Genomic DNA, 13,901 nt, shown 5'->3' with positions numbered 1-13,901 from the left:
GGGCAGCGCCCCGGCGCGGCGCTGCCGCAGGCGGGGCGGCTCAGGCCCCGATCAGCATCGTCCACCAGATCTTGCTCGACGGCTCCTGGAACCAGCCCATCCCCAGCTGGCGCGCCGCCGGGTCCATGATCAGGTCGCGGGTGTCGCGCGTTTGCATCCAGGCGTTGAGGGTCGCGATCTCGTTTTCGTAGGTCTCGGAAATATCCTCGCCCAGCAACGCGCCTGCGTAGCCCTGGCGGCGCACCCGGTCCAGCGGCGATGATCCGTCCGAGCCGAAATGCCACGCCCGGTTCTGCGCCGACATGTCGCGGGAATGGGCCATGGCGGCAGCGGCCAGCTGCGGGTTCAGCACCAGCGGCTGCATCCCCTGCTGGCTGCGCAGCAGGTTGATCTGGGCCAGCACCCGGTTGGGGATCTGCGCCTGATCCAGCGGGCCGATGCGATAGGCGGTCGGGATCGGCTGGCCGTCCGGTCCGGTCTGGGGGGCCATCGGGGCGATTGCACAGGCCGACAGCGTCATCAGCGCGATACCGGCAGCAAGGGTCAGCTTGGTCATCTCTTTGCGTCCGTTTCTGGAAATTCCCGGCCGATTATCCGGCGGCACAGCCTGTTTCAAATGCAGGATTGCGTGATCCGGGGCCCCGGGTCACGGGGCGTTGCATCATTGCACCCTTTTTGCCCGACAGCGGCGGCGACCAAGGGCAAGCCGTCATGCGGGCGCGGGTGCGGGCGCGTCGGCCTCGTCCTCGACCGACAGGATCGCGGGCACGGCCGGGCAGGGCAGCAACAGGTTTCCGGCCACATCGGCCAGGGTGTTGCTGTGCAGGAATACATAGACATGCGCCGAAAGCCCCTCCCACAGGCGGTTGCTCAGCGATTGCGCGCGCGTCCCGCTGCTGCCGCCCGAGGCGCCCGCGCCGACATGCAGCGCGCTGACGGTTTCATCGACCGCGCCCAGCACATCGGCGATACGGATGGTTTCAGGGGTGCGTGCCAGCCGATAGCCGCCGCCCGGGCCGCGCACGCTTTCGACCAGCCCCGCCCGGCGCAGCCGCACGAACAGCTGTTCCAGATAGGGCAGTGAAATGTTCTGCCGCCGCGAAATTTCGGCCAGCGTCGTCAGACTGCCCGGGCTGGTGGCCAGATCCACCAGCGCGACCATGGCATAGCGGCCTTTAGTGGAAAGCTTCATCGGTGCCCCCTCGACTGCCTGATCCCTGCGCGACGGTCCGCAGCAGGGCGGCGGGCGTTGACGCCTGCGCAGGCCCTGCGCTAAGCCCCGTCAGGCCGTTTCTTGCGAAAACCCGTCGCGCACACCAGATTGCGGTCTAATGATTGCGTTCTGCTGCGTCAAGGAAACCCGGGCGGGTCGCGGATCGCACCCCGTCCACGCAGCGACCAGCCGATTAGGAGTGTCATGCCCGAGCTTATCTTTCCCGGTCCCGAGGGTCGGCTGGAAGGCCGCTACCATCCGCAACCCAAGCCCGATGCGCCGCTGGCCATCGTGCTGCATCCGCACCCGCAGTTCGGGGGCACGATGAACAACCGGGTGGTTTATAACCTGCATTATGCGTTTCACCGCATGGGCTTTACCGTGCTGCGGTTCAATTTCCGCGGCGTCGGCCGCAGCCAGGGCGAATTCGATCAGGGCGTGGGCGAGCTGTCCGACGCCGCCTCGGCGCTGGATTACCTGCAAGCGATGAACCCGAATTCGAAACACTGCTGGGTGGCGGGGTTCAGCTTTGGCGCGTGGATCGGGATGCAGCTGCTGATGCGGCGGCCCGAGATCACCGGCTTCATCAGCGTGGCGCCGCCGGCGAACATGTATGATTTCAGCTTCCTCGCGCCGTGCCCGGCCTCGGGGCTGATCATCCACGGCACCGCCGACCGCGTGGCCCCCCCCAAGGACACCGAGGGTCTGGTCGGCAAGCTGAGCGAGCAAAAGGGCATCACCGTCACCCACGAGACCATCGAGGGCGCCGATCATTTCTTCCGCGACGATGAGACGCATATGAAGCCGATGATCGATTCGGTGCAGACCTATGTGCGGCGGCGGCTGACCGAAACCACCCGCTGACGACCGGGGGCGCAGCCGGTGGTTGCGCCCCCCGCCCGCCCCAAGCCGCCCCCTTCGCCCGCTGCAACCCGGTTCGCGCCCGGCAGCGGGATAAATGTATACCACGGCATACAAGCCTTCCCCTCGGGCAAGTTCTGGGCTATAGCCGCCGCAGACCGACTTCCACTGCAAAAGGGGCGCCACATGACCAAGATCAAGGTAGACAACCCCGTCGTCGAGCTCGACGGCGACGAGATGACCCGGATCATCTGGGACTTCATCAAGCAAAAGCTGATCCTGCCCTATCTCGACATCGACCTGAAATATTATGACCTGGGCATCGAGCATCGCGACGCGACCGACGATCAGGTGACCATCGACGCGGCCAACGCTATCAAGCAATACGGCGTCGGCGTGAAATGCGCGACCATCACCCCGGACGAGGCGCGGGTCGAGGAATTCGGCCTGAAAAAGATGTGGAAATCGCCGAACGGCACCATCCGCAACATCCTGGGCGGGGTCATCTTTCGCGAGCCGATCATCTGCAAGAACGTGCCGCGTCTGGTGCCGCACTGGACCCAGCCGGTGATCGTCGGCCGCCATGCTTTCGGCGACCAGTATAAAGCCACCGATTTCCGCTTTCCCGGCAAGGGCAAGCTGACGATCAAGTTCGTCGGCGAAGATGGCGAGACCATCGAGCACGAGGTGTTCGACGCCCCGTCGTCCGGTGTGGCCATGGCCATGTACAACCTGGACGATTCGATCCGCGACTTTGCCCGCGCCAGCATGAACTATGGGTTGCTGCGCAACTATCCGGTCTATCTGTCCACCAAGAACACCATCCTGAAAGCCTATGACGGCCGCTTCAAGGATCTGTTCCAAGAGGTTTACGAGGCCGAGTTCGAGGACAAGTTCAAGGCCGCAGGCATCACCTATGAACACCGGCTGATCGACGACATGGTGGCATCCAACCTGAAATGGTCGGGCGGCTATGTCTGGGCCTGCAAGAACTACGATGGCGACGTGCAGTCCGACACCGTGGCGCAGGGCTTCGGCTCGCTTGGGCTGATGACCTCGGTGCTGATGACGCCGGACGGGCAGACGGTCGAGGCCGAGGCCGCGCACGGCACCGTGACGCGCCACTATCGCCAGCATCAGGCGGGCAAGGAAACCTCGACCAACTCGATCGCGTCCATCTATGCCTGGACCGGCGGGCTGAAGCACCGCGCCAAGCTGGACGGCAACGACGCGCTGATGCGCTTTGCCGAAACGCTGGAGCGGGTGACCGTGCAGGCGGTCGAGGACGGCCACATGACCAAGGATCTGGCGCTGCTGGTCGGGCCGGAACAGAAATGGCTGTCGACCATGGGCTATCTGGAAAAGGTCGACGAATACCTGAACAAGGCGCTGGCGGGCTAAGCCGGGCGCAGGCAAAAGCGAAAGGCCGGGTGCTGTCCCGGCCTTTTTCAATCGAGGGGCGGGCATGGTTGGAAGCTGGGTGTTCTGGGCGGTGCTGTCGGCGGTGTTCGCGGCGCTGACGGCGATTTTCGGCAAGGTCGGCGTGGCGGGGGTGGGCGCGGATTTCGCCACCTTCATCCGCAGCGTGGTCATACTGGCGGCGTTGGCGCTGATCCTGTCGGCGACGGGCCAGTGGCAGGGGATCGACGGGATCTCGGGGCGCAGCTGGCTGTTTCTGACCCTGTCGGGGCTGGCGACCGGGGCCAGCTGGGTGTGCTATTACCGCGCGCTCAAGCTGGGCGACGCGGCGCGGGTGGCGCCGATCGACAAGCTCAGCGTGGTTCTGGTGGCGGTATTCGGCGTGGCGTTGCTGGGCGAACGGCTCAGCGCGACCAACTGGGGCGGGGTGGCGATGATCGCCGCCGGCGCGGTGCTGGTCGCCTGGCGCTAGGCGGCCACTTAACACGCGCCTGCAATTGCACTAGATGATCCTTGTCCCCGCCCCTTGGCCCCAGCCGGAGTCGCCCGCCATGAAAGCCGCCGTCATCACCTTTCCCGGTTCCAACTGCGACCGCGACCTTGCCGTTGCGCTTGAGGCCGCCGGCGCCGAGGTGGCGCGGGTCTGGCACAAGGACGACACCCTGCCCCAGGGCACCGACCTGGTGGCGGTGCCGGGCGGGTTCTCGTTCGGGGATTACCTGCGCTGCGGCGCCATCGCCGCGCGTTCGCCCGTCGCCGGCGCGATCCGCGACCATGCCGCGCGGGGGGGCTATGTGCTGGGCGTCTGCAACGGTTTTCAGGTGCTGACCGAGCTGGGGCTGCTGCCCGGTGCGCTGATGCGCAATGCCGGGCTGACCTTTATCTGCAAGGACGCGCCGCTGCGCATCAACTCGCGCGAGAATGATTTCCTGTCGGCCTTTGCCGAGGGCGAGGAAATCAGCCTGCCGGTCGCCCATCACGACGGCAATTACCAGATCGACCCCGAGGGGCTGGCAAGGCTGCGCGCCGAGGGGCGTATCGCCTTGACCTATCGCGGGAAACTGAACGGATCGGTCGCGGATATCGCCGGGGTGCTGTCGGAAAACCGCCGGGTTCTGGGGATGATGCCCCACCCCGAGCGCGCCTCCGAGGCCGTGCATGGCAGCGCGGACGGGGCGCGGCTGTTCCGCGGGTTGATCGATTCCACGGTTGCGGCCTGAGCGCCCTCTGGCCCCGGGTTGCCGTGGGGCGCGCGTCATCGACGGCACGGCCCCTGCAACCGCTTGAGCGGCCTGCCGGTTTTACCTAGATTGCAGTCATGGCAGCCAGCGGCCGAGAGATTGAGCATTACCCGACCGATCCCGCCGCGCAACGTGCCCGCGCGGGGGCGGGGACGCGGCTGGCCAATCGGCTGGGGATTCTGGTGCTGCTGGTCGCGGCCGTGGGCGCGATCTGGTGGACGAACGTCTGGCTGACCGACCGGTTTTCCGAAAGCACCCGCGTGCGGGCCGAACTGCGTTCGGCGCTGTTCACCGGCAACCTGCTGTCGGAATTGCAGCGCACCTCGGTGGTGCCGCTGCTGCTGGCGCGCGACCCGGCGCTGATCGGCTCGCTGAGCAAAAAAGACTATGCGACGATCTCGGCCCGGCTGATCGCGGCGCAAAAGGAAATCGCGGTGGCCTCGATCCGGCTGCTGGATAATTCGGGGCGGGTGGTCGGGGCCACCGACCGCAAGCTGCTGGGCGCCAATTACGTGCTGTCGCCGTTTTACGTCGAGGCGCTGCGCACCAACGACACCGTGTTCACGGTGTCGCCGTCGGACAGCGGCGGGTTCGAATTCGCCTATTCCCGCGCCGTGGTCAGCGAGGGGCGCTCGCTTGGGGTGATCGTGGTCGGCGCCGACCTGGGCCGGCTTGAGCGGTCCTGGGGCGGGATTCAGGATGCGGTGGCGGTCACCGACAGCTCGGGACAGATCATCCTTGCGACGGAATCGCGCTGGCGGGGACGGATGCTGGACGATGCGCTGGCGGTGCGCTCGGCGCCCTCGGCGATCGAGCGGGCCTATCAGGTCACCGCCGACTGGTCGAACCGTCCTGCCGACGCCTATCTGGGCGGCAAGCCGGTGATGCAGACCCAGACCCGCATCCCGTTCCGCGGCTGGCGGATGACCCTGTTCACCACTTACGATTCGATCCGCGACCGGGTGAACACCTTTCTTGCGCTGGAAATCATGGGATTTGCGATCCTGATGGCGCTGGGGTTCTATCTGCTGTCGCGCCGCGCCCGCGTGCAATCCGCCCGCTATCGCCGCGAATCCGCCGATCTGCGGGCGCTGAACACCCGCCTGACCCGCGAGATCGCCGAACGCGAACGCGTGCAGCGCGAGCTACGCGTGGCCGAACAGACGGTGCAGCAAGCGTCGAAACTGGCCGCGCTGGGCGAAATGTCGGCCAGCGTCAGCCACGAGCTGAACCAGCCGCTGGCGGCGATGAAAACCTATCTGGCCGGCTCGCGCCTGCTTTTGGAACGGGGCCGGGAAACCGAGGCGATGACCTCGTTTCAGCGCATCGACGACCTGCTGGACCGGATGGGCGCGATCACCCGGCAGCTGAAATCCTATGCCCGCAAGGGCGGCGAGGCGTTCGAGCCGGTGGACCTGCGCGCCGCGCTGTCCAGCGCGCTGACCATGATGGAGCCGCAGCTGCGCACCCGCCGCGTGCGGCTGCAACGCAGCGTCCCGTCCCAGCCGGTGATGGTGTTTTGCGACCGCATCCGGCTGGAACAGGTCATCATCAACCTGGTGCGCAACGCGCTGGACGCCACGAAATCCGTGCGGGATGCGTCGATCGAGCTGGTGGTGACCCGGCTTTCACACGCGCATTTGTCTGTTCGCGACAACGGTCCCGGCGTAGACGATCTGGAAAAACTTTTTGAACCCTTCTGGACGACCAAGAGCCCCGGCGAGGGAACCGGGCTGGGGCTGGCGATCTCGTCGGGGATTGTTGCCGATTTTGGTGGCAGGCTGACCGCACATAACCGCCAGGGCGGGGGTGCGGTGTTCGATGTCGAGCTGCCGTTTTACGAACCTGCCCGGCATGGCGCAAAGCCGTTGGCTGCCGAGTGACGAAAGGATGATGGCATGACGCAGACGATGACCGTGGCGGTTGTGGACGACGAACCGGACATGCGCGAATCGATCAGCCAGTGGCTGACACTGTCCGGTTTCACCACCGAGGTGTTCGCCAGCGCCGAGGATGCGCTGAAGGTGATCGGCCCCGACTGGCCCGGCGCGATCATCACCGACATCCGCATGCCCGGCATGGACGGGATGGCGTTTCTCAAGCGGCTGATGGGGCAGGATTCGGCGCTGCCGGTCATCATGATCACCGGCCACGGCGACGTGCCGATGGCGGTCGAGGCGATGCGGCTGGGGGCCATGGATTTCATGGAAAAGCCCTTTAACCCCGACCGGATGACCGAGCTGGCGAAAAAAGCGTTGCAGGCGCGGCGGATCACGCTCGACAACCGCGCGCTGCGCCGTGACCTGTCCGAGGGCCAGCAGGTGATGTCGAAACTGGTCGGCACCAGCCCCGCGATGGAGCGGCTGCGCGAGGATATTCTTGATCTCGGGCAGGCCGACGGCCATGTGCTGATCGACGGCGAGACCGGCACCGGCAAGACGCTGGTCGCGCATGCGCTGCACGCGGTGGGGCCGCGGGCCTCGCGCAAGTTCGTGCCGATTTCCTGCGCCGCCTATAACGACGAGGCGCTGGCTACGCGGCTGTTCGGCCCCGTCGAGGACGGTCTGCCCGCGGTCGAGGAAGCCCGCGGCGGCACGCTGTGTCTTGAGGATATCGAGGCGCTGTCGGACCCGTTGCAGGCCCGGCTGCTGGCCTTTATCGCCGATCAGGGCAGCCCGGCCGAAAGCCGGATCATCGCCATCTCGAACGCCCGTGGCGAGGGGCGTCGGGCCGAGGACAGCCTGCGCCCGGACCTGTTCTACCGCCTGTCCGCGCTCAAGATCACCCTGCCGCCGCTGCGCCAGCGGGGCGAGGATATCCTGGCCCTGTTCACCCGCATGACCGAACAGTTCGCTGATGAATACGGCTGCGAGCCGCCGCAGATCACCGCGCAAGAGGCCGCGCAGCTGTTGCAGGCCCCCTGGCCGGGCAACGTGCGCCAGCTGATCAACGTGGCCGAGCGCGCGGTGCTGCAAAACCGGCGCGGCACCGGCTCGATCACCTCGCTGCTGCTGGGGGACGGCGAAGAGGCGCAGACCGATGCCACAACGACCGAGGGCAAGCCGCTCAAGGAATATGTCGAATCGTTCGAGCGGATGCTGATCGACAACACCATGCGCCGCCACAAGGGCTCGATCAGCGCGGTGATGGACGAATTGTGCCTGCCGCGCCGGACCCTGAACGAGAAAATGGCGAAATACGGGCTGAGCCGCGGCGATTACCTGTAGCTTGCGGGGCCTGTCGAAAGGACAGGGCGATTTCCGGTCGCAGTGCTCTCGTTTCTGTTACCCTGACGGGAAAGGGGACGGGTATGATTGGACGAATCGTTCTGGCGATGCTGTTTCTGGCGCTGGCCGGGTGCAAATACGAAAGCACCGCGGACCTGAGGTCATCGGCCACGGTCTATCCGGTGACCGGGGCTTATCCGCCGGGGGAATATCTGTTCCAGACGGCCGAACAGGACGCCATTCTCGCGCTGATCGTCGGGCAGGAACAGGCGGTTCTGGCCTATCAGTTGCAAAGCTGGCCGCCCATGTCGGCGCGGGCGGTGGCCGTGCTGGGGTCGGACAGTTTCCCCGAGCGCACCTATGTCGCCATGGCCCCGGCCGAGGCGACCGCAGATCAGCAGGCTGAAAGCCTGGTCTTTCAATATTTCCCGTTCTCATTCTGGGAAACGCATGTGGAGTGGGTGCAGCCGCCGGCTGTGACCCGTGTCGCGGACATCGAGGATCTGGCGCGGCATCTTTCGGCCCCCGGGACCAAGCGTGTGTCATTTGCGCTGGTCGCCGAGCAGGACCGGCCGGCGGTTCTGGCGCGATTCCAGGCGTTGCAGGAGCAGGGAAAGGGGGGCGCGGCTCCGGCTCCGGCCCCGGTTGCGCCGCCTGCCGCCTTGCCGCCGACCGTGCGCGGGCTGTCGGTCGGGGACGGCGTGCATGTGCAGGGGGTTCTAAGCGATTCACCCTCGATCATCCAGGAGATCGACCAGGCCGGCGGGCGGGTGAAGGTGCGGCGGATGTCGGATGGGGTTTCGGAATGGGTCTCGGCCGACCGGCTGATCTCTCGCGATGAATCGACCTTGAACGATGTGGCGCGGGCAGGGACTGTGATAGGCGTTTTTGCCTGTCTGATTAACCCCGAGCTTTGCAGCAATCCGTAGGCCCGGGGCGGGGCCATCACGAAAGAGATGGGCTTGAGGGCAGTTTCGCATTGAAATCGGGGATGCCCTGCCCCTATGTTCACCCCATGCGGGTGCGGTTGTCCGATCTGGCGACCATGCGCCGCAGCCAGTTTCGCAGCGTGGTGTCGGCCGTGGGCCCCGAAAGGGGGCAACAGGCCGGGTCGCGCGAAAGAAAGCCGGTCCTCAGGCGTGTCCTTGCGATGCGGCGGGCCATGAATATCAGCCGTCGCGGCGGGCCCAGCGGGTCCGTATGCGGCCAAAAGGAAACAGACGCGATGGATCGCGCAAGGCAAGGTGACGCAAGGGGGTGGCGGGAATTGTTCCCGTCCGCCCTTTTTCCCGTTGGGGATGCCGCCTGCTCTGCCGTGACCGTGGCGTCCGCATCATGTCGCAGCCCCGTCAGCTATCCCTGTCGCATGACAGACCCCGACGGGCTGTGTGAAAGAACACTACATGGCAAAGAAGATGCTGATCGACGCCACCCATCCCGAGGAAACCCGGGTGGTCGTGGCGGACGGAACCAAGGTCGAAGACTTTGATTTTGAAACACTGAACAAGCGCCAGCTGGCCGGAAATATCTATCTGGCCAAGGTCACGCGGGTCGAACCCTCGTTGCAGGCGGCCTTTGTCGATTACGGCGGCAACCGCCACGGCTTTCTGGCCTTTGCGGAAATCCATCCCGATTACTATCAGATCCCCGCCGCCGACCGCGCCGCGCTGATCGAGGAAGACCGCGCCGCCGCCGCCGAGGCCGAGGCCGACGAGGGCGCGCAGGAACGCCGCAGCTCGCGCAGCCGCGGACGTGGCCGCAACGGGTCGCGCGACGGCAGCCGGGACGGGGCGCGCGGCGACGAGCGCGCCGAACGCGCGGTGCAGGATGATGCGGTGACCCGCTCGGACGCCGTGCCGGGGATGGAGATCATCGACGCCGCCCCCGCCGAAGAAACCGCCGCTGCCGAGGATACGGCTGCGGACACGCAGGTCGCGGCCCCCGAAAACACCGAGACCGGCGCGGCAGAGATTGCGGCCGCCGCGTCCGCGCAGGCCGCGCCGGAAGCGGCCGGCTCGGCCGATGAAACGGATGCCGACGACCACGGCGACGACCACGGCGATTCGGACGACGACATCGAATCGATCGCCGAAGAGGACGTGGCCGAGGAAATCCGCCCCTCGCGCAAGCCCCGCGCCCGCCGCTACAAGATTCAAGAGGTCATCAAGGTCCGGCAGATCATGCTGGTGCAGGTGGTCAAGGAGGAACGCGGCAACAAGGGCGCCGCGCTGACCACCTATCTAAGCCTCGCCGGCCGCTATTGCGTGCTGATGCCGAACACCGCGCGTGGCGGCGGGATTTCGCGCAAGATCACCAATGTCGCCGACCGCAAGAAGCTCAAGGATATCGCCTCGGATCTCGAGGTGCCCTCGGGCGCGGGGCTGATCATCCGCACCGCCGGCAGCCAGCGCACCCGCAGCGAGATCAAGCGCGACTATGAATATCTGATGCGGCTGTGGGAACAGATCCGCGAACGCACTTTCAAGTCGATGGCGCCCGCGCCGATCTACGAAGAGGGCGACCTGATCAAGCGCACCATCCGCGACCTTTACAGCAAGGAAATCGACGAGGTGCTGGTCGAGGGCGAGCGCGGCTGGCGCACCGCCCGCGATTTCATGGCGATGATCATGCCGACCCACGCCCGCAGCGTTAAGCATTACACCGACCCCACGCCGCTGTTCGCGCGCTATCAGGTGGAAAGCTACCTTGCCGGAATGTTCAATCCGGTCGTGCAGCTGAAATCCGGCGGCTACATCGTCATCGGCATCACCGAGGCGCTGGTGGCCATCGACGTGAACTCGGGCCGGGCGACCAAGGAAGGCTCGATCGAGGAAACCGCGACCAAGACCAACCTTGAGGCCGCCGACGAGATCGCGCGGCAGCTGCGGCTGCGCGACTTGGCCGGGCTGATCGTCGTCGATTTCATCGACATGGATGAGCGCAAGAACAACGCCGCCGTGGAAAAGCGTTTCAAGGATGCGCTGAAAAACGACCGCGCGCGGATCCAGGTCGGGCGGATTTCCGGTTTCGGCCTGATGGAGATGTCGCGCCAGCGGCTGCGGCCGGGGATGCTGGAATCGACCACCCAGCCCTGCGCGCATTGCCACGGCACCGGGCTGATCCGGTCCGACGATTCCATGGCGCTGACCATCCTGCGCGCCATCGAGGAAGAGGGCACCCGCAAGCGTTCGCGCGAGGTTCTGGTCAAGGTGCCGGTCGCGGTCGCCAACTATCTGATGAACCAGAAACGCGACCATATCGCCCGGATCGAGGCGCGCTATGGGCTGTCGGTGCGGATCGAGGCCGACCCGGGCCTGATCTCGCCCGATTATTCGCTTGAAAAGTTCAAGACCGCGACGCGCGCGATCCCTGATCATTCCAGCGCCGCCTTGTCGGTCGATGCCAGCCTGATGGCCGAAATCGACGAATCCGACAACTCGTCCGAAGACGAGGCGCTGGACGCCGAGAACCTCGCCACGCCGGACGATGGCAACGGCGATGACGCGGCTTCGCCGACCCGCCGCCGCCGTCGCCGCCGTCGGCGGAACGGTGACGAATCGAGCGACGAGGATCACGCGGCGCAATCCGGCGGGGACGACGATTCGGACGCAGATCAGGACGACGCGGCAGACGCATCCGAGGCTGGCGCCGCAGATGCAGACGAGGCTGCGGCGGAAAAACCCGCCACGGGGCGTTCGCGCCGTTCGCGTTCACGGTCTCGGTCGCGCCGCAGTTCCGAAGACCAGCAGTCCGGCGACGGGCCGGCCGTGATCGACGAAAGCCGCGATGCCCCGGCGGGCCAAGGCGCGCCGGTCGAAACCGGCGGCATCCCGGCCAATGCCGACGGGCTGGGCGACGACCTGTTGGGTGGCTCGCCCGGCGATGACGCGGCAGACCTCGCACAGCCAGGCGCGGCCGAGCAGGTAGCTGAGCCGGTGGCCGAGGCAGAGAGTGGGGCAGAGGGCGAGCCGGGCGAAGCTGCGGATGAGACTGCGGCGGATGCCAAAGCAGGGACCGCCGCGGCCGAAACCCCGGCAACCGCTCGGCCCGAACCGGAACCCGAACCCGAGGCAGAGCCGGCGGCAGCCGAGCCTGCGCCGATCAGGGCCGAGCAGCCGCGGGAACTCGCGCAGCCCAAGCGCCGCGGCTGGTGGTCGGCCGGCTGATCCGGCTGCTGCGCACATGACGCCACTGTGACCATTCGTTGCGGGGCCGGGGTCTTCCCCGGCCCCGAAGTTTTCGCCAAGGTGCCGCCATGTTTGGAATTGAACTCGTCGATGCCGCCATCCTGCCCGCCATGCTTGTCGCGGTGGCGGCCGGGATCCTGTCGTTCCTGTCGCCCTGCGTGCTGCCGATCGTGCCGCCGTATCTGGCCTATATGGCCGGGGTGAAGGTCTCGGATCTGCGCGAACGCCAGCGCAGCGCGGTGCTGCCGGCGCTGTTTTTCGTGCTGGGGCTGTCCACGGTGTTTCTGCTGATGGGCTATGCGGCCTCGGCCTTTGGGCGGGCGTTTTTGCAATATCAGCCGTGGCTGGTGACGATCTCGGGGATCTTCGTGATCGTGCTGGGGCTGCATTTCCTGCATGTATTCCGCATCCCGATCCTCGATCGCGAGGCGCGGCTGGACACCGGGGACAAGGGCGGCTCGGCGCTGGGGGCGTATTTTCTGGGGCTGGCCTTTGCATTCGGCTGGACGCCGTGCATCGGGCCGCAGCTGTCGATGATCCTGACGCTGGCCGCGACCGACCCCGCGCGCGGGACCACGCTGCTGGGCACCTATGCGCTGGGGCTGGGCATCCCGTTCCTGCTGTCGGCGATCTTTATCGAGCGCTCGATGGGGCTGATGAACCGGCTCAAGCGCCACATGGGCGCGATCGAGCGGGTGTCGGGCGTGTTGCTGATCGCGGTGGGCCTGTTGCTGCTGACCGGCTGGATGGGCGTCATCAGCTATTGGCTGCTCGAAACATTCCCGGCGCTGGGGCAGATCGGCTAGACCCGCCCGCGGCAGCCGCCCCTAGTTTGCCCAGGACGGCGGCCGCTTTTCCAGAAATGCGTTCAGCCCTTCGTCGGTTTCCGGCAGCATCATGTTTTCGCACATCGTCGCCCCACCCGAGCGATAGGCCTCGGCCAGTGACAGCCCCTGCTGTTCGCGAAAGGCGCGCTTGCCCAGCCGCACCGCGCTTGGCAGTTTCGAGGCCACAAGCTGCGCCAGTTCCATCGTGCTGGCGGCAAGCTCGGCCGCGGGCACGACGCGGTTGACCAGCCCCAGTTCGCGGGCGCGCGCCGCGTCCATGAATTCGCCCGTCACCAGCAGCTCGAAAGCCGCGCGGGGCGGGATGGCGCGGGTCAGGGCAATCATCGGGGTGGTGCAGAACAGCCCGATGTTGATCCCGTTCACGCCGAAACGCACGCCCTCGGCCGCGACCGCCATGTCGCAGCTGGCGACCAGCTGGCAGCCGGCGGCGGTGGCGATGCCCTGCACCTCGGCGATCACCGGCTGGGGCAGGGCGGCGATTTTCTGCATCACCTGCGCGCAATCGGCAAACAGCGTTTCATAAGCGGCGCGGCCGCCGTCCGCGTCGCTGCGTGCCGCCTGCATCTGCCGCAGGTCGTGGCCGGCGGAAAACGCCTTGCCCTCGGCCGCCAGGATCACCGCGCGCACGGTATCGTCCGCGGCGATCCGGTCCAGCGCCTGCCCCAGCGCCGCCAGCATCTCGGCGGACAATACGTTGTAATTGGCGCCGCCGGTCATCACCAGCCGCGTCACCGCGCCATGGTTTTCCTGTCGGATCAAGCTGTCGGGCATTGTGTCCTCCGTCCCTGCTGGCCAGAGTGTAGGGCGCAACGGCAAGGGGGGAAAGCATGATGCAAGCGCATGAGATCGAGGCGTTTCTGGCGCGCGAGTTTCCGCAGGTCAGCGGCTACAGCGTGACCGGGATG

The 13,901-nt window shown here is 66.5% G+C and carries 13 protein-coding genes (1 of these 13 running past the window's edge); 10 read left to right on the top strand and 3 right to left on the bottom strand.

Annotated elements, in window-relative coordinates; translation table 11 throughout:
- Positions 1–40: 40 nt before the first annotated feature.
- On the bottom strand, positions 41–556 hold the full coding sequence (dalA, locus tag BLW83_RS08465; RefSeq protein ID WP_090847659.1) for a divisome-associated lipoprotein DalA: 516 nt from the start codon (positions 554–556) through the stop codon (positions 41–43).
- 153 nt (positions 557–709) lie between these two features.
- Positions 710–1,192, bottom strand: coding sequence for a Fe-S cluster assembly transcriptional regulator IscR (gene iscR, locus BLW83_RS08460; protein WP_090847657.1), 483 nt, complete (start codon positions 1,190–1,192; stop codon positions 710–712).
- Positions 1,193–1,417: 225 nt separating this feature from the next.
- On the opposite strand from iscR, the gene BLW83_RS08455 reads away from it, so the two are divergent.
- The 9 genes from BLW83_RS08455 (at position 1,418) to BLW83_RS08415 (ending at position 12,954) form a co-directional block, all read left to right on the top strand.
- On the top strand, positions 1,418–2,077 hold the full coding sequence (locus BLW83_RS08455; RefSeq protein WP_090847656.1) for an alpha/beta hydrolase: 660 nt from the start codon (positions 1,418–1,420) through the stop codon (positions 2,075–2,077).
- A gap of 183 nt (positions 2,078–2,260) precedes the next feature.
- The gene (locus tag BLW83_RS08450; protein ID WP_090847654.1) at positions 2,261–3,475 is read left to right on the top strand and encodes an NADP-dependent isocitrate dehydrogenase; all 1,215 of its coding nucleotides are present in this window, start codon (positions 2,261–2,263) and stop codon (positions 3,473–3,475) included.
- A gap of 64 nt (positions 3,476–3,539) precedes the next feature.
- On the top strand, positions 3,540–3,965 hold the full coding sequence (locus BLW83_RS08445) for an EamA family transporter (RefSeq protein WP_090847652.1): 426 nt from the start codon (positions 3,540–3,542) through the stop codon (positions 3,963–3,965).
- A 79-nt stretch (positions 3,966–4,044) separates the two neighbouring features.
- Positions 4,045–4,713, top strand: coding sequence for a phosphoribosylformylglycinamidine synthase subunit PurQ (purQ, locus tag BLW83_RS08440; RefSeq protein ID WP_090848138.1), 669 nt, complete (start codon positions 4,045–4,047; stop codon positions 4,711–4,713).
- Between the two features lie 98 nt (positions 4,714–4,811).
- Positions 4,812–6,617 carry a sensor histidine kinase gene (locus tag BLW83_RS08435; RefSeq protein ID WP_090847650.1) on the top strand — a complete coding sequence of 602 codons (1,806 nt, stop codon included), beginning with the start codon at positions 4,812–4,814 and terminating at the stop codon, positions 6,615–6,617.
- A gap of 15 nt (positions 6,618–6,632) precedes the next feature.
- Complete coding sequence (locus tag BLW83_RS08430) at positions 6,633–7,961, top strand: sigma-54-dependent transcriptional regulator (RefSeq protein ID WP_090847648.1); 1,329 nt, start codon at positions 6,633–6,635, stop codon at positions 7,959–7,961.
- 83 nt (positions 7,962–8,044) lie between these two features.
- The gene (locus tag BLW83_RS08425; protein ID WP_143042795.1) at positions 8,045–8,890 is read left to right on the top strand and encodes a hypothetical protein; all 846 of its coding nucleotides are present in this window, start codon (positions 8,045–8,047) and stop codon (positions 8,888–8,890) included.
- Between the two features lie 474 nt (positions 8,891–9,364).
- On the top strand, positions 9,365–12,127 hold the full coding sequence (locus BLW83_RS08420) for an Rne/Rng family ribonuclease (protein WP_090847644.1): 2,763 nt from the start codon (positions 9,365–9,367) through the stop codon (positions 12,125–12,127).
- Between the two features lie 89 nt (positions 12,128–12,216).
- Positions 12,217–12,954 (top strand): cytochrome c biogenesis CcdA family protein, encoded by a 738-nt coding sequence (locus tag BLW83_RS08415; protein WP_090847642.1) that lies wholly within the window; start codon positions 12,217–12,219, stop codon positions 12,952–12,954.
- Between the two features lie 21 nt (positions 12,955–12,975).
- Here BLW83_RS08415 and BLW83_RS08410 read toward each other — a convergent pair whose 3' ends face one another.
- Entirely contained in the window at positions 12,976–13,767 is a 792-nt protein-coding gene (locus BLW83_RS08410) for an enoyl-CoA hydratase (RefSeq protein WP_090847640.1), read from the bottom strand.
- A gap of 59 nt (positions 13,768–13,826) precedes the next feature.
- Between BLW83_RS08410 and BLW83_RS08405 the strand changes: the two genes are divergently transcribed.
- Positions 13,827–13,901, top strand: the start of a protein-coding gene (locus tag BLW83_RS08405; RefSeq protein WP_090848137.1) for a PaaI family thioesterase. 336 nt of this gene lie beyond the right edge of the window; only the first 75 of its 411 coding nucleotides appear in the window; it begins with the start codon at positions 13,827–13,829; the stop codon falls past the right edge of the window.

This window comes from Paracoccus alkenifer (genome assembly GCF_900108405.1).
Taxonomy (GTDB): domain Bacteria; phylum Pseudomonadota; class Alphaproteobacteria; order Rhodobacterales; family Rhodobacteraceae; genus Paracoccus; species Paracoccus alkenifer.
This window is presented reverse-complemented; position numbering and strand designations above follow the sequence as displayed.